The following is a 21068-nucleotide window of genomic DNA, read 5'->3' on the forward strand; positions in this document are numbered from 1 at the left end:
CCCCGGCGTGTGCATTCCAGGTGATCGAGCGCGATGGAAACGTCGTCGCCTGTGGTGGGCCTCTCGCGCCGTGGCGACGGCAGCGCCGGCTTCTGCTGGGGCATGGTGCAGCGCGCGCTGCACCGCCAGGGGCTGGGCCGCACACTGGCACTCGCGCGCCTGCGCCAGGCCGAAGCGGATCCCTCGATCAAGCGCATCGCGCTCAGCACCAGCCAGCACACCCAGGGCTTCTATGCCGGCCTGGGTTTCCAGGTGGCGCGCATCGTGCCCGATGGGCATGGCGCCGGGATCGACGCCGTTGAAATGGAGCGGGAGCTCTAGCGCTCCCGCCCCTGCCATCCGCGCAGGGCGTGGTTCTACCGCCCGCCTGCTCCCTCAGAACCCGACGCGCAGGTTGATCTGCCCGCCGACATCGCGGCGGCCATCGCCATGCTGGCCCTGCACGAACATCGACAGCTGGCTGTTGCGGCCGAGGCCGACCGCCACACCCACCTGGCTGACCAGGGCATTGCGTGCCATCACCGCGCTGTAGACATCGAAGGCGTCGCCGCCCACCGCGAAGCGGTTGCGGCTGGCCACATCGGTGTCACCCGAGGCGTGCTGCCAGCCCAGGCCGACCGTGAGCTGCGCCGGGAAGCGCTCGCCGCTGCCCACGTCCCAGCGCCCACGCACGCCCACGGTGCTGACATTGAGCGTGTCCTTGCCGCCTTCCAGCACCAGTGCCGCGCTGCCGCCCTGCTCCACCGCACGATCGCTGTCGACCCAGTGCTTGGTGAACTGCACATAGGGCTGCAGCCGGGTCCTGCCGTGGGTCCATGTCCAGCTGCCTTCCACCTGGGCGATGGTCACATCGGAATCCTGGCGGCTGTACAGGGTCTGGCCCAACAACGGCACTTCACGCGTGGTGCGCGTCCGGTAGTCACCGCGCGACACGCTGCCGCCAACCGCGAAGCCGTTGTTCCACTGTCCCTGTGCATACAGGCCGAACGTGTGGCCACGCAGGCGGGCCCGCGAGCTGCGATCATACAGCCGCGTATCCAGCCGTTCGTTGCCGGCCGCTGCACCCAGCACCACATGCTCGCCCAGCTGCCAGTCGACACCGGCCATCAGCGCATTGCGATTGGCGCGGATCTCATCGCCATTGCCGTCGCCATCCTGCCTGAACACCTTGCCGCTGCCGGCCAACCAGGCCGAAGCGCGTTCGCCACGCACGGTCGGCAACTCGCTGCCGAGTCGCTGGCGGATGCCTTCTTCCAGGTAGTTGTCGTACAGCAGCACCGCGCGGCTGGCCGCGTGCACTTCACCGGAGAGCTGGTCGAACGCGCCGCGCGCAGTGCCGGCGTCATACATCAGCACCGTGTTGTACAGGCCCAAGGCCGCGCCACTCTGCGGCAAGCTGTCCAGCGCCGCGGCGGTGTTGTACTGGTTGCGCGTGTTGGCCACGGTGGTGAACGCTGCGGTCTGCGCCACGTCGATCTGCAGGTTGGCCGTGTTGGCGGTGTAGACCGGGGTGATGGTCAGGAAGGCCGACGGCGAGGTTGCCGAGGCGAACTGCCCACTCACGCCACCGCCCGCATTGACCACCGTGTACTGCTGGCCCTGCTGGTAGCTGGTGCTCGGCGAAATGGTATTCACCCGCACGGTGCTGCCGCCCACATTCGCGCTGCCGCCGACCTGCACTGTGTCGCTACCGGTGGCGCCCAGGTCGATGCCCAGCGTGCTGCCCGGTGACAGGTTCAGATTGCCGCCCACCGTGATCGTGCCGGTGCCGTTGCCTGCACCACCGCCATTGCCCGGGCCATTGCCCGGCGACAGCACGCCGCCGCTGGACACCGTCACGCCACCGCCGGTACCCCCGATGGTGCCGGTGCCGGACAGGGTCGTGCCGCTGCCGATGGTCCACTGTCCGCCGATGTTGCCGGTGACATTCAGGCCGCCGCCGGTGACCTGGCCGGTGCCGCTGAAGCCACCGCTGTTGCCGCCCAGATTCAGCGTGCCCGGGCCGGCCTGCACGATGCTGCCACCGCCGGTGATGCTGCCGCCAAGCGTGGTGGTGCCACCGGTGTTGATGACCAGGCCGCCGTTGTTGGTGATGTTGCCGATGATCGAGCCGCTGGCCCCACCGTTGCCGACCTGCACGGTGCCGCCGGCATTGATGGTGGTACCCCCGGTGTAGGTGTTGTTGCCGGTCAGCGTGAGGGTGCCGGTGCCGGCCTGGGTCAGGCCGCCACTGCCGCTGATGGTGCCGCCCACCGTGGTGTTGCCGCCGACGTTGAACACGAGGCTGCCGTTGTTGGCAACGTTGCCGGTGATCGCACCGCTGGCGCCACCATCGCCGACCTGCAGCGTGCCGCCGGTGTTGATGGTGGTGCCGCCGGTATAGGTGTTGTTGCCGGCCAGGATCACGGTGCCGGTGCCCGCCTGGGTCAGGCCACCGCTGCCGCTGATGGCGCCGCCGACGGTGGTGTTGCCGCCCACGTTGAACACCAGGCTGCCGTTATTGGTGACGCTGCCGCCGATCGCACCGGTGGCGCCGCCATTACCCACCTGCAGCGTGCCACCGGTGTTGATGGTGGTCGGGCCGGTATAGGTGTTGTTGCCGGTCAAGGTCAGCGTACCGCTGCCGGCCTGGGTCAGGCCGCCACTGCCGCTGATGGTGCCGCCCAGCGTGGTATCGCCCGCCAGGTTGGACACCAGCGTGCCGTTGTTGGTGACATCACCGACGATTGAGCCCGTTGCCCCGCCATTGCCCAGCTGCAGCGTACTGCCGGCGTTGATGGTCGTGCCGCCGGTATAGGTGTTGGTCCCGGTCAGCAGCAGCGTACCGCTGCCCGCCTGGGTCAGGCCGCCGCTGCCACTGATGGTGCCGCCCAGCGCGGTGTTGCCGGCCACGTTGGAAATCAACGCGCCATTGTTGGTGATGTCGCCAGCGATGGCGCCGGTCGCGCCGCCGTTGCCCACCTGCAGCGTGCCGCCGGTATTGATGGTGGTCCCGCCGGTGTAGGTATTGTTGCCCACCAGGGTCAGCACACCGCTACCGGCCTGGGTCAGGCCACCACTGCCGCTGATCGCACCGCCGACCGTGGTGTTGCCCGCAACGTCGAACACCAGGCTGCCGTTGTTGGCAACGTTGCCGGTGATCGCGCCGGTCGCACCGCCATTGCCCACCTGCAACGTGCCACCGGCATTGATGGTGGTGCCGCCGGTATAGGTGTTGTCGCCGGTCAGGGTCAGCGTGCCGCTGCCGGCCTGGGTCAGGCCGCCACTGCCGCTGATGGTGCCACCGAGCGTGGTGTTGCCGGCCACGTTGGATACCAGCGCGCCGTTGTTGGTGATGTCGCCGACGATCGCGCCGGTCGCACCGCCGTTGCCGATCTGCAATGTGCCACCGGCATTGATGGTGGTACCGCCGGTGTAGGTGTTGTTGCCGGTCAGCACCAGCGTGCCGCTGCCGGCCTGGGTCAGGCTGCCACTGCCGCCGACTACACCGCCCACGGTTGCCGTGGTGCCGAGGTTGTAGACCAGGCTGCCGTTGTTGGTGATGTCGCCCAGCACCGAACCGGTGCTGCCGCCGTTGCCGATCTGCAGCGTACTGCCACCGTTGATGCTGGTGCCTCCGGTATAGGTGTTGTCGCCGCTCAGGGTCAGCGTGCCGGTACCGCTCTGCACCAGGCCGCCGGTACCACTGAGCACGCCGGCGAAGGTCGTGCTGCCGTTGTTGCCGCCGGTAGTCAGGGTTGCACCGCCCAGCACCACGCTGGAACCGGTCACGCCAGCGAGGCCTCCGATGCTCTGGCTGCCACCGGCACTGATATCCAGCGTACCGGCACCGGCCAGGTTGACCGTGCTGGCACCGGACAGGCTGCCACCGGCCGCCACCGCCAGCGTGCCACTGTTGATGGTGGTGGCACCGGTATAGGTACTCGCACCGCCGAGGGTGACCGTCGCCGCGCCATCCTTCAGCAGGCCGCCAGCGCCGCTGATCGGGCCGTTCAAGGTCAGTGCGTTGCTGCCGCCCAGAGTCAGCGTGCCGCTGGCCAGCTGCACGGTGTTGGCCAGCGTCAGCGCGCTGGTGCCATCCAGGCTGGCGTTGCCGCCTACGGTCAGCGCACCGGTTCCCAGCGAACCGTCGTTGCCCAGTAGCAGGCCACCGGCATTGAGGGTCACGCCGCCCGTGAAGACGTTGACGCCAGTCAAGCCCTGGATGCCTGCGCCGTTCTTTACCAGCCCCCCTGCACCTCCGATGGTGCCGGCGAACGTGGTATTGCCCACGCCATTGAGGGTCAGCGTGCTGCCACCCAACGCCACTGAAGAGCCTGCCACGCCTGCCAGCGAACCGATCGCCTGCGCGCCCCCCGCACTGATGTCGAAGGTGGTACCGGCGTTGGCCAGGTTCACCGCACCCGTCGCAGCGAGGCTGCCACCGGCGCCGATCGCCAGCGTGCCGGCGTTGATGGTGGTGCCACCGGTGAAGGTGTTGGTGCCGGTCAACGTCTGGGTACCGGAGCCTTCCTTGATCAGCCCACCGGAGCCGGCCACCGAGCCACTGAACGTGCCATTGGTGGCGTCTCCGATCGTCAGCGTGTTGGCGCCCAGATTCACCGTGCCGTTGCCGATCAGGGTACCGAACTGCTGCGTGCCGCTGCCTGCCGACAGATCGAAGGTCGCCCCCGAGGCCAGGTTGACGATGCCACTGGCGTACAGGCTCGCGCCTGCACCCAGTGCCAGCGTACCAGCGTTGATGTTTGTGCCGCCGGTATAGGTGTTGGTGCCGTTCAAGGTCAGCGTCGCGGCACCCTCCTTGGTCAGGCTGCCGGTACCACTCAGGTTGCCGTTGAGGGTGAGGTTGTTGCTGCCCAGGACGGTCAACGCGTTGCTGAGGATGAAGTTGTTGCCGAGGATGACCGCAGTGTTCGAATCGAGCGTCGCAGCGCCTCCGACCGTCACCGTACCGGTGCCCAGCGCAGCATTGTTGCCGACCACCAGGCCACCGGCGTTGAGCGCCACGCCACCGCTGAAAGTGTTGGCGCCATTGAGCGTCTGCACGCCCGCACCGTTCTTGATCAGGCCGCCACTGCCGCCGATCACACCGCTGAAGGTGCTGTCCACGGTGCCGCCCAGGGTCAGTGTGCTGCCGCCCAGCGCCACCGTGCTGCCTGCAACGCCGGCCAGCGAACCGATGGCCTGGTTACCCGCGGAGATGTCGAGCGTGCCCGCACCGGCCAGGTTCACCGCACCGGTTGCGGCGAGGCTGCCACCGGCACCGATTGCCAGTGTGCCGCTGTTGATGGTGGTCCCCCCGGTGTAGGTGTTGGCACCGCTCAGGGTTACGGTGGCCGCACCGTCCTTGATCAGTCCGCCCGTGCCGGAAATCACGCCCCCCAGCGTCAGCGCCTGGCTGCCGAGCAGATCGAGGCTGGCACCCGCTGCCAGCCCGATGTTGTTGGCAAGGCTGACGCCGGTCGTTGCATCCAGCGTTGCGTTGCTTCCGACCGTCAACGCGCCGCTGCCGAGCGCAGCGCTGTTGCCGACCACCAGGCCACCGCCATTCAGTGCAACGCCACCACTGAACAGATTGGCGCCACCCAGCGTGAGGATGCCGGCGCCATTCTTGGCCAGGCCACCGGTGCCGGAAATCGCGCCATCGAAGAGGCTGTTGCCCACACCACCGAGTATCAGCGTCTGTGCCCCCAGGCTCACCGTCGAGCCGGCCACGCCGTTCAACGATCCGATGGTCTGGTTGGCACCTGCGGTGGAGATGTCGAAGCCGGTGCCCGCAGCGCTCAGCGTCACCGCACCGGTCGCGGCCAGGCTGCCGCCCGGACCAATCGCCAGCGTGCCAGCGTTGATGAAGGTGCCGCCGGTGTAGGTGTTGGCACCGGTCAGCGTTTCGATGCCCGCGCCCACCTTGGTCAGGCCACCGGTGCCTGCGATCGAGCCACTGAAGGTGCCATCGGTGGCGCCGCCGACCTCGAGCGAGTTGGCACCGAGGTTCACCGTACCATTGCCGACCAGCGTGCCGAACTGCTGCGTGCCGCTGCCGGCAGACAGATCCAGCGTGGCACCCGTGGCGAGGTTCACGGTACCGCTCGCCGCCAGGCTGGCACCGGCCCCCAGCGCCAGCGTGCCGGCATTGATGTTGGTGCCACCGGTATAGGTGTTGGCGCCGTTCAAGGTCAGCGTCGCGCTGCCATTCTTGGTGAGGCTGCCGGCCCCGGACAGGACGCCGTTGAGCGTCAGTGCATTGGTCCCGAGCACGGTCAGCCCGGCGTTGAGCGCGATGTTGTTGGCCAGCGTTGCCAGGCCGGTGGTATCCAGCGTGGCGGCACCACCAACGGTCAATGCGCCGGTGCCCAACGCCGAATCATTGCCAAGCACCAGTCCGCCCGCGTTGAGCGTTACGCCGCCGCCAAACGTGTTGGCACCGGACAGCGTCTGTACGCCCGCGCCTGCTTTGATCAGACCGCCGCCGCCACTGATCACGCCATCGAACGCGGCGTTGCCGGCCGTACCGAAGGTGAGCGAATTGCCGCCCAGCGCCAGGGTGCTGCCACCCGCACCGTTGAGCGCGCCGATGGTCTGGCTGCTGCCGGCACCGGAAATATCAAAGCCAGCGCCTGCACCCAACGTGACATCACCCGCTGCAGCAAGGCTGCCGCCCGCGCCCAGCGCCAACGTGCCGGCATTGATGGTGGTACCGCCGCTGTAGGTGTTGGCACCGGACAGCGTCAGCGTGGTGGCACCATTCTTGACCAGGCTGCCATTGCCGCCGACCACGCCCGACAGCGTCAGCGCATTGCTGCCCGGCAACGTCAGTACGACGCCCGAGCCCAGCGTGACCGCATTGCCGAGTGTCACTGCCGCGCCCGTGTCCAGCGTGGTGCTGGCATTCACCGCCAGCGCGCCGGTACCGAGCGCACCATTCGCACCGACCACCAGGCCACCGCCGTTCAAGGTCAGGCCGCCATCGAAGGTATTGGTGTTGTTGAGGGTCAGCAGGCCCGCACCGTTCTTGATCAGGCCGCCATTGCCGGCCACCACGCCACCGAGGGTGAGATCGTTGCTGCCGCCCAGGGTCAGCTGCGTACCGGCACCGAAGTTCACTGCGTTGGCCAGGTTCAGCGCCACGGTGCTGTCCAGCGTGGTCGTGCCACCAATGCCCAGTGCACCGGTACCGAGTGCGCTGGCGTTGCCGAGAATCAGGCCACCGTCGTTGAGTGCAAGGCCACCACTGAAAGTATTGGCACCGGACAGCGTCTGCACGCCGGCACCGGTCTTGATCAGGCCGCCGGTACCATCGATCACGCCGGCAAAGCTGCCACTGCTGGCGCCGCCAAAGGCCAGCGACTGCGCGCCCAGCACCAGCTGGCTGCCTGCCACGCCATTCAACGCGCCGATGGTCTGCGCCGCACCGGCTGCGGAGATGTCCAGCGTCGCACCGGCACCCGCAAGATCCACCGCGCCGGCCGCGGCAAGACTGCCGCCCGCCCCCAGCGCCAGCGTGCCGGCGTTGATGGTGGTGCCACCGGTGTAGAGGTTGGCGCCGGACAGGGTGAGGCGGGCCGCGCCGTCCTTGATCAGCCCACCGGCACCGAATACCGGACCGGTGAGCGTCAGGTCATTGCCGCCCAGCACGGAGAGATTCGCACCGGCGGCCAGGCCGATGAGGTTGCCTACGGTGAGTGCAGTCGTTGCATCCAGCGAAGCGTTACCGCCCACGTCCAGCTGGCCGGTACCCAGTGCCTGCGCATTGCCCAGCTGCAGCAGGCCCGCGTTGAGGCCGACACCCCCGCTGAAGGTGTTGGGTCCATTCAACGCCAGCGTGGCCGTACCATTCTTGACCAGGCTGCCAGTGCCACTGATGAGACCGCCCAGTGACACGTCCTGGCTGCCCAGCAGATCCAGCGCCGCGCCTGCCCCGAGGTTGACGTTGTTGGCGAGGTTCAGCGCTGCTGAACTGTCCAGCGTGGCAGTGGCGCCCACCGACAGTGCACCGGTGCCCAGTGCGCCGGCGTTCCCCAGGAACACACCGCCGCCGTTGACGGTGAGCCCACCACCGAAGCTGTTGGCGCCGTTGAGGGTCAACGTGCTGGCACCGTTCTTCACCAGCCTGCCGGTACCGGACACCACGCCACCCAGCGTGATCGCCTGCGAGCCCGGCAACGACAGCGCCGCACCCGCGCCCAGGTCAACATTGTTGGTCAGGCTCAACGGGGCGCTGCCATCGAGCGTGACGTTGCCGCCGATGCCCAGTACTCCGGTACCGAGCGCGCCGCTGTTACCCAGCAGCAGGCTGCCGGCGTTTGCATTCAGTCCACCGCTGAAGGTGTTGGTGCCGTTCAAGGTCAGTGTCGACGCGCCATTCTTGACCAGGCTGCCGGTGCCGGTGATGTTGCCGCCCAGGGTCAGGTCCTGGCTGCCCGGCAGGGTCAGGGCCGCGCCGAGGTTGATCGCATTGCCCAGGTTCAGCGCCACAGTGGCGTCCAGCGAGCCGTTGCCACTGACCGTCAACGCACCGCTTCCCAGCGCACCGGCGTTGCCCAGCACCAGGCCACCGGCCGCAAGATTCACCCCACCGCTGAAGGTACTGGCACCGGTCAGCGTCTGCACGCCGGTACCCTGCTTGATCAGCCCACCGGTGCCGCCGATCACGCCGGCGAAGGTCTGGTTGGTGGCATCACCGAAGGTGAGCGTGCTGCTGCCCAGCGCCAGGGTGCTGCCCGCCACACCGGACAATGCACCGATGGTCTGGTTGCCACCCAGCGAGATATCCAGTGCGCTGCCAGCGCCGGCCAGGCTGACCGCGCCGGTCGCCGCCAGGCTGCCACCACTGGCCAATGCCACCGTTCCGGCATTTACCGCCAGTCCACCAGTGAACGTGTTCGCGCCGCCCAACGTCAGCGTGGCAGCGCCGTTCTTGACCAGGCTGCCGCTCCCACCAATGACACCCCCCAGCGTCAGCGCATTCGAGCCCAGCACATTGAGCGAACCACCGGCGCCAAGCGTGATGCCATTGCCCACGGCGAGCCCGGCGCTGGCGTCGAGCGATACCGCGCCGCCGACGTTCAGTGCCCCGGTTCCCAGTGCACCGCCGTTGCCCAGCACCAGGCTGCCCGCGTTGAGTGCCAGACCACCGCCGAACGTATTGGCGCCGTTGAGGGTCAGCGACGATGCACCATCCTTGATCAGGCCGCCAGCGCCGCTGATCACCCCGTTGAAAGTGAGCGCCTGCCCGCCAAGCAGATTCAGGCTGGCACCCGATCCGAGGCTGACAGCATTGGTCAGCGCCAGCGCCGTGGTGCCGTCGAAGGTGGTGTTGCCGCCGACAGAGAGCGTACCGCTGCCCAGCGCGGCGGCATTGCCCAGCAACAAGCCACCGGCGTTGAGCGCAACACCGCCCGTGAGGCTGTTGACGCCCGACAGGGTCTGCACACCGGTGCCGAGCTTGATCAGGCCGCCGGTGCCTGCGGCGAACGTGCCGCTGTAGCTGGTATTGCCCAGCCCGCCCAGGGTCAGGGTGTGACTGCCGAGGTTGACCGAACCGCCAAGCCCGGCCAGCGAGCCGATGGTCTGGTCGGCCGCCGCCGAAAGATCCAGGCTGGTGCCGACGCCCAGCGTGATCGCGCCGGTGGGCGACAGGCTGCCGCCCGCGCCCAGCGCCAACGCGCCCCCGGCCAGGTTGAAGCTGCCGCTCAGCGAATTGGCACCGTTCAAGGTCAGCGTGCCGGCACCGTTCTTGGTCACGTTGCCGGCACCGGATATCGAGCCACTCAATGTCAGCGCATTGCTGCCCAGCAGGTTCAGCGAGCCCCCGCCATTGACCACCAGGTTGTTGCCCAGGGTGAAGCCTGCCGTCGTATCCAGCGAGGCGCTGCCACCGACGGTCAGGTTGCCGCTGCCGAGTGCACCGGCATTGCCCAGCAGCAGGCCGCCGGCATTGAGGTTGACGCCCCCGGAGAACAGGTTTGCGCCGCCGAGAGTAACAATGCCGGTGTTGTTCACCGTCAGCCCACCAGCGCCTGAAAGCACGCCATTCAAGCCGAACGCATTGGTCCCGGCCAGGGATAGATTGCCGCCGAGGTTGAACGCATTGGCCAGATTCAGACCGGCCGTGGAGGATGCGATGGCACCGCCGTTGGCCGTGAACAGCCCGGTGCCGAATGAACCGGCATTGTTGAAATTGACCAGGCCATCATTGAGCGTCGTCGGGCCGGATGCGCCCCATGCGCCCTGCAGGTTCCAGGTACCGCTGTTGACGGTGAGCTTCTGGAAGTTGAGGTACTGGTTCCAGCCCAGTGTGGTCACCGCTCCGCCGGTGCCTGACCCGGGACCGGCGGAACTGTTCTGCAGCACCAGCGCGTTGTTGCCCGCACCGCTGCCGGTACCCGCGTCGACCGTTCCCGCTGCCGCAACCTTCACCCCGGTAACACCCGTAATCACGCCGGCAAGGGCGGTGCCACCGCCGGCCACAACGCTGGAACCCGACACTGCGGTGAAGGTATTGCCGCCGGTTGAATCACCCAGGTGAACGCTGCCACTGACCGCCCCTGCATTGAGGAACGTATTACCGCCAGAAGCGCCCAGGCCGACACGCCCGTCGATGGTGCCGATGTTGGTCACATTGGCTGCCGCACCACCGTAGGTCACCACCGTGGTCGCGTCGGAAACGCTGCCTGCGCCGATCAACGACGTGCTGATCAGGCCGGCGTTGTTGATGGTGGTGGTGCCGTTGACGTTCTGTGCCACCAGCGCCTGTCCACCGAAGCCCAGCAGCGTTGCGATGTTGACGACACCCTTGATCTGTCCACTGGCGTTGTTGTTGACGACGATCGCGCTGTTGTTGGCAGAACCATTGCCGATGACCAGGCCGGGCGAGGCAAGGACGATCGAGCTCGGATCGATCGTGCCATTGTTGTTGACCGTCACGTTGTCGCCGGTCAGCGTTGCTGCGTTGCCTCCACCAACGATCGGCGGCGTACGCAGCAATGCACCCGCAGCGATGTTCAGCGTGAGGCCGTTGGTCGCGTTGGAGTAATTGTTGATGGTGGTGGTGCTGTCGCAGTTTACGGTCGTGGTACCCGTACACGCCGCGAATGCCGATCCACTGGCCAGTGTGGCGGCCAATGCCGCCGCCAGCTGGTGCGTCCGCAATCGCGGTATCCGCCCTGCGCTGACCGCGCTTCCCCCGAGATTCAGGGCGACCTCCGAAGCAACCTGCATTACCCCAAGGGCACGATTGAAAACCAGACGGTAAATGCGGTTCATCGGTAAATCTCCATGAAAAGACCGGATGGCACAGCTGGCAGGTTTTTTTGGAGACAATGCGGGCCACCCCTGCTCCCGATACGGGAACAAGGCCTGAAGGCATTAACTCCTTAAAATCTTCACATCTTCACCTGATCGCACCCAGGGACAGGTACGTCAGCGTGTCCCTCAAGGCGAAAACTCCCCGATTTCGCCCGACGAATGGCGGCACTGTGCGACCGGCGGTGCCAGCGGCATGTGAATCGCGCGCGTTATTTTCATGACGCACGTCAAATAAAAGAGGCCAGCAGAATGGTTTTGCCGAAAATGCATATCGCTGTATGTGGCGGGGAATCCATCCCCGCCATGAGTAAATAATTCAGCTACTGGAGAGTTTCATCAGCACCAGGCCGGAAACAATCAGCACCGCTGCACCGATCCGCATCGGGCTGACCTGCTCACCCAGGAACACGATGCCGACCACGAACGCGCCGACCGCGCCGATGCCGGTCCAGATCGTATAGGCGGTGCCCAGCGGCAGGCTGCGCATGGCCACCGCCAGCAGCCAGAAGCTGGCGATCATGCCGATGATCGTGACCACGGTGGGGGTGAGCCGGGTGAAGCCTTCGGACTGCTTCATGGATACGGCCCAGACGATTTCCAGCAGGCCGGCAAACAATAGATAGATCCAGGCCATGACGGCCCTCCTCTTGGTAGGGCCAGGCCGTCCTGGTCTTTGATTCCCAATGTGGGGGAGGTCGTTCCTCCTGGCCGGCATTCTAGCAACGGGGGCCACGCCCGGCCGCCGTGGCCAGGAACGGGTTACAGCCGGTTCAGTGCGTGAAGCTGGCGTCGATGGCCCGGCCTGCGCTAGAATGAGGGCCTGCCATCGGTAATCCGATGTGCGGTCCGGCTGTGGTCTCCAGCGCATCGCGCGCTGCTTCCCCTGATCCGTGAACTGGCCGCCCACCGGGCGGCCAACGTCTCTATGGTGGCCCCGTCGGCCCCTCGCGACGCTAGGTCGAAAACCCCGCCAGGGCCGGAAGGCAGCAACGGTATCGATCGACGCGGGCGCCGAGGCCAGCCGGCGGGGCCACCGCCTTTTCCGGCGACGCCCTCGCCTCTGGTAGATGCCAACCCTGGTTGGCGCCCTTTGCCGGGCATGGCCCCGCGCTACTACATCGCGCGCTCCAGCGCCTCCAGTTCGGCGGCCAGCGCCGCATCGGCGGGCTGGCCGGTCCTGCTCACGGCGGATCCTGCACCAGTACGTGCGGCGCGGTCGGGTCGGCCAGCGGCACGCACTGCCCCGGCTGCGCCACGCGGTGCCCGCGCGCGGCCAGCGCCTGGCCATCGGCCACGCTGGCGTAGTGGTAGAGCATCATCCGCGCCTGCAGTTCGATGCTGTACTCACGCTCCAGGTCGTCCACGCCCGTGTGTGACGGGTTGCCGTGCAGGCCGCAGTCGTGGGCGATCAGTTCGTTGTCGTTGGCGTAGCGCGCCAGCATCTCCGGAATCGGCCGGGTATCGCCGCTCCAGGTCAGCGCGCCCTGCAGGCGCAGGCCATAGGCCGTCTCCGGCCAGTGATGGCGCACCGGAAACACCTCCAGGCGCACCCCCTCATGCCAGAACGCCTCGCCCACCACGATCAGGTGGAAGGCATCCCAGAAATTCGCACCGCCCTCGGCCAGCACGTTCGGATAGTCACCAATGCGCTTGTGCAGCAGCGGCACCACCGTGGCAGGCACGTACAGTCGCACCTTGCCGCGCCGGTTCGCATTGAAGAAAGTGTCCACGAACAGGCGCTCGAAGCCGGCCACATGGTCCAGGTGCACATGGGTGACGAACAGCGCCTGCGGCATGTGCCCGTAGTGCGCCTTGAACGCGGTGAGGCCTTCACCGCCGCAATCGATGGTCAGCCACGGGCGACCACCGCGCTCGATCACCGACATCGGCGATCCCAGCTCGACCGCCGACGCGTTGCCGACGCCGAGGAAACGCAACGACCAGTCCATCAGGTGCCCCGGTTCCAGGCCATGTCATAGGCACGGCGCAGCCGTGCGTAGTCCTTCTGCACATCTTCCACGCTGCGCTCGCCGCGCAGCTTGATCAGCGAGCGCAGCAACCGCTTGAGGTTGCGTTCGCGCCAGCCGGTGGCCGGGATGCGGATCACCCCACGGTCGAAATCGATCAGCCAGCCATGGCCACTGCCATCGAACAGGATGTTGTGCGCGTTGAGGTCGGCATGGTCCAGGCCGGCACGGTGGAAACGGGCGATCAGCCGCCCGGTCTCCTCCCAGGGCGCGCCCCGGCCCGCAACCAGTGCGCGGTCGGCCAGCGAGCGCACGCCCTCGATCCGTTCCATCAGGATCGCGGCCCGGTAGCGCAGGCCCTCGCGCATGTAGAACGCGGCGATCGGCCGTGGCACCGGCAACTTCTTCTCGCGCAGCGCGCGCATCAAGCGGAATTCGGCGAAGCTGCGGGTCCGGTCCGAGCCGCGCCAGAGGTACTGGTCGAGGCTGATCCGGGCCGCCATGCCGCCGCGCAGGTAGTGGCGCAGCACGCTGGCACCGAACGGCGCATCGACGAACCAGGCGCTGCCGCGGCCGCCCTCGCCCACCGGGCGGGCCTTGCTGCCCCAGTGCTTGGGCGAGAACAGGCCAATATCGGCTTGCCGCAGCCGCTCGCGGTCGAACAGAATGGCCCCGATGCCGCGACCCTCGCGGCATGGCGTCAGCGCTTCATTGGCGTCGAATGCGACCATTTCATTGAGTCTAACAACACATGGCATCAGCGTCCTCCTCCTTGTGCCTCCTGCGCCTGTCCGCACTCGGCGACGTCACCCACGTGGTGCCCCTGGTGCGCACCCTGCAGGCTGCGCGCCCGGACACGCCGATCCACTGGATCATCGACAAGGTTGGCCACAAGCTGCTTGGCGGCCTGCCCGGCGTCACCTTCCATGCCTACGACAAGAAGAGCGGCATGGCCGGGGTCAAGGAACTGCGCAGGCAACTGCCACCGGGGCGCTTTGAAGCGCTGTTGCAGATGCAGGTCGCGTTCCGCGCCAACCTGCTGTCGGCCTTCATTCCGGCCGAGCGCCGCATCGGATACGACCGCAGCCGCTCCAAGGACCTGCACGGGCTCTTCATCAACGAGCGTATTCCCGATCGCCCCGGCATCCACGTGCTGGATGCCATCGGCAGCTTCTGCGAGCCGCTGGGCCTGCGCCAGACCGAAGTCAGCTGGGATCTGGCCGTGCCGCCGTCTGCCTTCGAGTGGGCCGCCGCGCAGTGGCAGGACGATGGCCGCCCGGTGCTGATGATCTCACCCTGTTCCAGCCACGTGCGCCGCAACTGGTACGCCGACCGCTACGCCGCGGTGGCCAACCATGCCGTCCAGCGCGGTTGGCGGGTGGTGCTGTGCGGTGGCCGCAGCGAACTGGAGCGCCACATGGCCGATGCGATCCAAGCGCAGCTGCAGACGCCGGCACTGGACCTGGTCGGCAAGGACACGCTCAAGCAGCTGCCCGCCCTGCTGGCCCGCGCCAACCTGGTGATGACCCCGGACTCGGGCCCGATGCACATCGCCAACGCAATGGGCACCAAGGTGCTGGGACTGCATGCGGCCAGCAACCCGAACCGTAGTGGCCCGTACTCGGACCGCCGCTACTGCGTGGACCGCTACGACGACGCAGCGCGCAAGTACCTGGCCAAGCAGGCCACCGATCTGAAGTGGGGCACCAAGATCGAATTCGACGATGTGATGGAACTGATTACCGTCGAAGACGGTATCGCCGCCTTCGAACGCTACGTCGCCGACCACCTGGGGTGAGCGGCGGACTGCCCGGGATCACGTGCGCTGCGCGTAATCCTGATAGGACTTCTCTTCCACGTACGCCGAACCCAGCGCCAGGTTGATCGCCTTCTTGATGCGTGCGCGTTCGTCGTTGCGCAGGTAGACGCTGCGCGCCAGGTCGATGAAGCCCTGGTCGAACGCCTGCGCCTTCTCCTTCAGCCGGATGTCGTCCTCGATGTCCCAGAGCTGCTCGTTGACCGCCTTCAGCTCGGCACGCAGCCTGGCGATGTCCTTCACCGCGGCCGGGTGTGCCATCCAGGTCTGCTCCAGCGCCGACAGCTCCCTGCGCACATTGGCCAGCTTGCCCTCGTCGCTGATGCGCTCGGACTTGATCTGCAGGATCGAGATCTTGTCCAGCAGCTCTCCGAAAGAAACGGGGACGAGGATTTCAGCGGTCATCGGGAAAAGCTCCAGCAGGTGATGCGTACATGGTAACCCGCAGCGTCCGCACGGATATCCCGGGTAGATCCACGCCATGCGTGGATGAGCCTGCCAGCAGGAACAGCATCCACGCACCGCGCGGATCTCCCGTGATGCATCTGGAGGACCAAGCCCCTCTGTTGAGGGGCTGCCCCGACAGGGGCGGGGAGAGGCCAGCAAAGGGAGGGGCCCACACGTTGCGCAGCAACGTGTGGGGCGACGCGCAGAGCGCGTCGCGTCCCGCGCCAGATAAAGAAAAAGGGCTGCCTTTCGGCAGCCCTTTTTCTTTATCTGGCGGAGAGGGGGGGATTGTCGGGTGCATCCATGCACCCGCCCCTTCCGCGCTACGCGCTCCAGGGCCAGCCTACGGCTGTCCGGTTCTGCTCCTGCAGAACCGTCGAACCCCGTCGGGGGTTCTCATCCCCCCGCATCAGAGGTGTCGATCACTACAACAACCGCCTGCATCCCCCGAACGTTGGCCAAGAAAAAAGCCGCCCAGTGGGCGGCTTTTTTCTTTGTCTGGCGGAGAGGGGGGGATTCGAACCCCCGAGGCGCTATAAACGCCTGCCTGATTTCGAGTCAGGTACATTCAACCACTCTGCCACCTCTCCGGGTGGTCCCCGGCGGACCGGGGACGCGCATCATACGAGGAAGCGAGGCCGGCGACAAGTCATTCCGGTCAACGAAGTGAAAATTTCCTGAGTGCATGCCTTGCCGGATGCCTGCAGCCCCCCGATGATGCCTGTCTCCCCAGCAATACCCCGCCCCCGCACACCATGATCGAATTCGGACACCTCACCCACCCCGGCCTGCGCCGCGAGCTCAACGAAGACACCTACTACGGTGACAGCGAGCTGGCCCTGTGGCTGGTGGCCGATGGCATGGGCGGCCACGCCTGCGGCGAGGTGGCCAGCGCGCTGGCCCGCGAAACCATCGTGCGCGAGATCCGCCGTGGTGCGCCGCTGGTCCACGCCATCCGCACCGCCGACGAAGAGATCATCCGCGCCTCGCGCAGGCGCAACGACACCCTGCCGATGGGCACCACCGTGGTCGCAGCACGCGTGCAGGGCAATCGCTACGAAGTGGCATGGGTCGGCGACAGCCGTGCGTATCTGTGGCGCGATGGTCAGCTGGCGCAGCTCAGCCAGGACCACAGCGTGGTGCAGGAGCTGGTCGCGCAGGGCAACCTGACGGCCGAGCAGGCACGCGCGCATCCGCATCGCAACGTGGTCACCCAGGCGCTGGGCGTGACCGATCCTGCACATCTGAACGTGGCCACCACCAGCGGTGAGCTGCGCCCAGGCATGCAACTGCTGCTGTGCAGTGACGGCCTGACCGAGGAAGTGGACGACCGCAGCATCGCCCGCACCCTCGCCTTCGACGATGCCAGCGCACAGGAATGCGTGGACACGCTGGTCGCGGCCGCGCTCGACGGCGGTGGCCGCGACAACATCAGCGTGATCCTGGTGCGCTGCCATTAAGCGGCAGATCCACGCCATGCGTGGATACGGCACTGCCGGCCAGCGTCCGGCAGTACCCCATGCCAGGCATTACGCGCTGGCGGGCTCTTCCACCTTCGGGCCATCCCACAAGGCGTAGCCGGCCTTCTTGCGCAGTCGTTCCAGACGCGCGCTGTGCGCTTCCAGCTCAGACGGGGTGGCCACCACGCGTGGGCGCGGCAGCAGTTTGCTGGTATCGAACGCCTGCAGCGCGGCACCGGCGCCACCACCGTCATCGTCGCCCAGGCCGAAGCCGATCTCTTCCTGGCCCGAGGTCAGCGCGATATAGACGTCGCCCAGGATCTGCGCGTCGAGCAGGCCGCCATGCAGCGCACGGTGCGAATTGTCCACGCCCAGGCGCTTGCACAGCGCATCCAGCGAATTACGCTGGCCCGGGAAGCGCTCGCGCGCCATCACCAGGGTATCGATCACCGTGCAGCGATCGGTGATCTTTCCATACTGCGGGCCCAGCAACGACAGCTCGTTGTCGAGGAAGCCCAGGTCGAACGCCGCGTTGTGGATGATCAGCTCGGCGCCATCGATGAAGGCCAGGAATTCATCGGCGATCTGCGCGAAATCCGGCTTGTCAGCCAGGAACTCCAGGGTCAGGCCGGTGACTTCCTGCGCGCCCTGTTCGAACTCGCAGTCCGGCTTGATGTACTGGTGGTAGTTGTTGCCGGTCGGGCGGCGCTTGAACAGCTCCACGCAGCCGATTTCGACGATGCGGTTGCCCTTCTTCCACTCCAGGCCGGTGGTTTCGGTATCGAGGATGATCTGACGCATGGGCTCAGTTTACCGGGCTGGCGTCGCGGATCTGGATGGCCGCGTTGCGCGCCAGGGTATCCACCCGCTCATTGTCCGGATCGCCGGAGTGGCCCTTCACCCAGCGCCAGTCGATCTGGTGCCGCAGCGTCGCCGCATGCAGGCGCTCCCACAGCTCGCGGTTCTTCACCGGGTCGCCGCCGGCGGTCTTCCAGTTCTTGCGGATCCAGCCGGGCATCCATTGGGTCAGGCCCTGCCGCACATACTGCGAATCGGTGTAGAGCACGATGTTGCACGGCTCGGTCAGCGTTTCCAGGCCGGAAATGGCCGCCATCAGCTCCATCCGGTTGTTGGTGGTGTGCGCTTCGCCGCCGCTCAGTTCACGCTCGTGGCCCTTGTAGCGCAGCAGTGCAGCCCAGCCGCCGGGGCCAGGATTGCCAAGGCAGGAGCCGTCGGTGTGGATTTCAATGGTTTTCAATACAACTCCAGATCAGGTAGCAACGGTGCCGTGCCAACGCACCGGCAACGGTTTCGGCCCGGGCAGGGCCAGCGTTCGCTTTTCAGCATGGAACAGGCAGGCCGCGCGCAGTGGCGACCAACCGCCCGGGCGACGGCTGCCGGCGCCGCGCCAGAGCGGGCCGAGGAAACGCATATCGTCGCACTCCAGCCCGTGGCGGCCGAGCAGCAGGCGGATCCGCTGCGGCGTGCGCACCACCAGCCCGTGCTGGCGCCAGTGCCTGCGGTAAGGGCTGAACGGGTTGAGGCTGCTCAGCCACAGATGGCCGCCCGGCATCAGCACGCGCTCGCACTCATCGAGCAACCGATCAGCGTCAGCTGCGGTGACATGCTGCAACACGACCGCATTGACGCTTTCATTGGCCAGCGGCAGCGGCAACGCACAGCGGGTGTCGCCGGCATAGCCGTGCCCCTGCCGGTACAGGCGCAGGCCGCGCCCGCCAAGCTGCGCATCGTCCAGCCATGCGGCACTCGGCGCGATCCACAGCCAGGGCTGCACCGGCAGCAACGACAGCTGCGGCAGCAGCAGTTGCCGCTCCAGAACGCGCAGGGCTTCCGCCGGTTCGCTGTCGAACCACGGGGTCTGGCTCGCTTGACGGGTGCTCTGCAGCGCGGGCATGGTCCAATTCTATGCGACTGACTGCCCTGCCCGCATTTGCGGACAACTACATCTGGACCTTGATCGACGACGACGGTAACGCCGTGGTCGTCGATCCCGGCGATGCCGCGCCGGTGCTTGCGCTCGCCGATCAGGGCCTGCGCGTGGACACGATCCTGCTCACCCATCATCACGATGACCACATCGGTGGCGTGCCGGTGCTGCAGGCACGTTTTCCTGGAGTCCGGGTGATCGCACCCGTCGAGGAGCGCATCCCCACGGCAACCGAACGGGTCGGCGAAGGTGAACGCGTTCAGGCACTGGGTCAGGCGTTCCACGTACTATCCGTGCCCGGGCATACCCGCAGCCACATCGCGTTTCACACTGCTGAACATCTTTTCAGCGGAGATTCGTTGTTCAGCCTGGGCTGTGGACGCCTGTTCGAAGGTACGCCGTCCCAGCTGCTGGCATCGATGCGCAAGCTGGGTACCTTGCCCGCGCAACTGCTGCTTTGTTGCGCTCATGAGTACACCGTGTCAAATGCCGTCTTCGCGCGGCATGTCGACCCCGCCAACGCTGCCTTGCGGCAGCGCCAAGAGGAGGCTTTGGCCATGCGCCGCGATGACCGTTCCACCCTGCCGGTAACCCTGGCCAGCGAATTCGACTGCAATCCGTTCCTGCGTGTGCACACTGCGCCGATCCGCGCGTCGGTGTCGGCGCACCTGGGCCGTGACGTCGTTGACGACGTCGACGTGATGGCCGGTCTCCGGCACTGGAAAGACGGCTTCCGCGCATGATGCGCCGAAGTCTGCCGCTGGCCCTGGGCCTGGTCCTGGGGCTGGCCGGAACCGCCGGCGCCCAGTCGCTGGGCGCTGGCATCGGCCAGAACCTGACCGCCGCCGCGGCCCTGCCGCTGGATCCGGCCGCGTTGCCGGCCGCGTCGGTCCGCAACGGCCAGGAGATCTTCTCCAGCTTCCGCGACGGCCTGGCCGAGCCCACCTGCAATGCCGAGGCCACCAGCCCGCGCTGGCAGAAGCAGTTCGCCCACGCCCCGTCGCGCCTGGCCAACCAGGATGACGATGCACTGGTGCTGTTCGGCTATGTGGTCGAAGAGCTGCGCAAGGCCAACCTGCCTACCGAGTTCGCGCTGATTCCGTTCGTGGAAAGCGGTTACCGGCCCAATGCACGCAATGGCAGCGGCCCGACCGGCCTGTGGCAGTTCATCGCCACCACTGCGCGCAATCACCGCGTGCCCATGGCCAACGGCTACGACGGGCGCCTGTCGGCGGTCGATTCCACCCAAGCCGCAGTGCGCTACCTGAAGACCCTGCACGGCATGTTCGGCGGCGACTGGCGCCTGGCCACCATGGCCTACAACGCCGGCGAGTACCGCGTGCTGCAATCGATGCGCAAGGCCGGCATGAACGCGCAGAACGCCAAGCCCTCGGCGCTGCCCGGCCTGTCGCCGGTCACCCATGCCTACGTCGAGAAGCTGCATGCCCTGGCCTGCGTGCTGGAAGATGTGGAAGACCAGCCAGGTGTCATGGCCTCGCTGGACCGCACCGTGCCCGTACTGAAGGACCACACCCTGCCCGCCGGCACCAGCGTCCAGCAGTGGGCCGCACAGCGTGCCCTGGACCCGGCCAGGATCGTCCGCCTCAACCCCGCCCTGGCGGGCGGTGGGCGCGTCTCGTCCGGCACCACCCGCGTGCTGGCGCCGGTCTCGGCCGCCAGCGCGACCGTGGCGGACACCGCCACCGCACTGGTGGCCAGTAGCGTACCTGCTGCCGCCGCCTCGCCAACGCCGCAGGTCGCCAAGACCGTGGCCGCGATCGCCGATCGTCCGCGCAGCCGTCGCCACACCGTGCGTGATGGTGAATCGGCCTGGACCATCGCCCGCCGCTATGGCATGCCGGTCAAGGCGCTTCTGTCGCTGAACGGCCTGAGCGGCAGCAGCGTGCTGAAGCCGGGCGCCGTGTTGCGCGTCGAAGACTGACGCGCAGGCCAGGCCCTCCTGTAGAGCCGAGCCCCTGCTCGGCTTTTTTCTTGCCTGCGACTTGTCGGGGTTCATGGCCAGCCGAGCATGGGCTCGGCTCTACAATTCAATTTCCAGCAGCGCCCGCACAAAAAAAAAGGCCCGGCATTGCCGGGCCTCTCTCATGGGTGCCGCCGCGAGG

Annotated in this window: 12 protein-coding genes, 1 tRNA gene, 1 other RNA gene and 1 pseudogene; 6 read left to right on the top strand and 9 right to left on the bottom strand. The window is 67.0% G+C overall.

Going from position 1 to position 21068, the window contains the following annotated elements:
• Positions 1-321, top strand: a pseudogene (locus A7X97_RS00880) (GNAT family N-acetyltransferase); the annotation flags it as partial.
• A 54-nt stretch (positions 322-375) separates the two neighbouring features.
• Here the strand turns inward: A7X97_RS00880 and A7X97_RS00885 are convergent.
• Both A7X97_RS00885 and A7X97_RS00890 read right to left on the bottom strand, forming a co-directional pair.
• Entirely contained in the window at positions 376-11265 is a 10890-nt protein-coding gene (locus tag A7X97_RS00885; RefSeq protein WP_111007458.1) for an autotransporter-associated beta strand repeat-containing protein, read from the bottom strand.
• A 358-nt stretch (positions 11266-11623) separates the two neighbouring features.
• Positions 11624-11941, bottom strand: a complete 318-nt coding sequence (locus A7X97_RS00890; protein WP_005415486.1) for a DMT family transporter — start codon at positions 11939-11941, stop codon at positions 11624-11626.
• 300 nt (positions 11942-12241) lie between these two features.
• On the opposite strand from A7X97_RS00890, the gene ffs reads away from it, so the two are divergent.
• An RNA gene (gene ffs / locus A7X97_RS00895) (signal recognition particle sRNA small type) lies at positions 12242-12332 on the top strand.
• Between the two features lie 156 nt (positions 12333-12488).
• On the opposite strand, the gene A7X97_RS00905 is transcribed toward ffs, so the two are convergent.
• Both A7X97_RS00905 and A7X97_RS00910 read right to left on the bottom strand, forming a co-directional pair.
• Complete coding sequence (locus A7X97_RS00905) at positions 12489-13256, bottom strand: MBL fold metallo-hydrolase (protein ID WP_072168256.1); 768 nt, start codon at positions 13254-13256, stop codon at positions 12489-12491.
• The gene (locus A7X97_RS00910) at positions 13256-14005 is read right to left on the bottom strand and encodes a 3-deoxy-D-manno-octulosonic acid kinase (RefSeq protein WP_111007459.1); all 750 of its coding nucleotides are present in this window, start codon (positions 14003-14005) and stop codon (positions 13256-13258) included. The genes A7X97_RS00905 and A7X97_RS00910 overlap by 1 nt, the downstream gene beginning before the upstream one ends.
• 20 nt (positions 14006-14025) lie before the next feature.
• Here A7X97_RS00910 and A7X97_RS00915 point away from each other — a divergent pair, with 20 nt between their 5' ends.
• Positions 14026-15072, top strand: a complete 1047-nt coding sequence (locus A7X97_RS00915) for a glycosyltransferase family 9 protein (RefSeq protein WP_111007460.1) — start codon at positions 14026-14028, stop codon at positions 15070-15072.
• An 18-nt stretch (positions 15073-15090) separates the two neighbouring features.
• Here the strand turns inward: A7X97_RS00915 and A7X97_RS00920 are convergent, their stop codons facing one another.
• Positions 15091-15495: a DUF6165 family protein gene (locus A7X97_RS00920; RefSeq protein ID WP_061479957.1), complete on the bottom strand. Its 405-nt coding sequence runs from the start codon at positions 15493-15495 to the stop codon at positions 15091-15093.
• Positions 15496-16036: 541 nt separating this feature from the next.
• Positions 16037-16127, bottom strand: a tRNA-Ser gene (locus tag A7X97_RS00925).
• Positions 16128-16292: 165 nt separating this feature from the next.
• Here A7X97_RS00925 and A7X97_RS00930 point away from each other — a divergent pair.
• A complete protein-coding gene (locus A7X97_RS00930; RefSeq protein WP_061479956.1) occupies positions 16293-16997 on the top strand; it encodes a PP2C family protein-serine/threonine phosphatase in 705 nt (234 codons plus the stop codon).
• Positions 16998-17066: 69 nt separating this feature from the next.
• On the opposite strand, the gene dnaQ is transcribed toward A7X97_RS00930, so the two are convergent.
• Genes dnaQ through A7X97_RS00945 form a run of 3 tightly spaced genes read right to left on the bottom strand, consistent with a single transcriptional unit; the run spans position 17067 to position 18912 of the window.
• The gene (gene dnaQ, locus A7X97_RS00935) at positions 17067-17798 is read right to left on the bottom strand and encodes a DNA polymerase III subunit epsilon (RefSeq protein ID WP_049415209.1); all 732 of its coding nucleotides are present in this window, start codon (positions 17796-17798) and stop codon (positions 17067-17069) included.
• A 4-nt stretch (positions 17799-17802) separates the two neighbouring features.
• Positions 17803-18255, bottom strand: a complete 453-nt coding sequence (gene rnhA, locus A7X97_RS00940; protein WP_005408275.1) for a ribonuclease HI — start codon at positions 18253-18255, stop codon at positions 17803-17805.
• A 12-nt stretch (positions 18256-18267) separates the two neighbouring features.
• Positions 18268-18912 carry a methyltransferase domain-containing protein gene (locus tag A7X97_RS00945; RefSeq protein WP_072168260.1) on the bottom strand — a complete coding sequence of 215 codons (645 nt, stop codon included), beginning with the start codon at positions 18910-18912 and terminating at the stop codon, positions 18268-18270.
• A gap of 11 nt (positions 18913-18923) precedes the next feature.
• Here A7X97_RS00945 and gloB point away from each other — a divergent pair, with 11 nt between their 5' ends.
• The gene (gloB, locus tag A7X97_RS00950) at positions 18924-19688 is read left to right on the top strand and encodes a hydroxyacylglutathione hydrolase (protein WP_065177986.1); all 765 of its coding nucleotides are present in this window, start codon (positions 18924-18926) and stop codon (positions 19686-19688) included.
• Entirely contained in the window at positions 19685-20887 is a 1203-nt protein-coding gene (locus A7X97_RS00955) for a lytic transglycosylase domain-containing protein (protein ID WP_072168262.1), read from the top strand. Before gloB ends, A7X97_RS00955 begins: the two co-directional genes overlap by 4 nt.
• The last annotated feature ends 181 nt before the right edge of the window (positions 20888-21068 follow it).

The sequence above is a fragment of the Stenotrophomonas sepilia genome (genome assembly GCF_003244875.1).
GTDB classification, from domain to species: Bacteria; Pseudomonadota; Gammaproteobacteria; order Xanthomonadales; family Xanthomonadaceae; genus Stenotrophomonas; species Stenotrophomonas sepilia.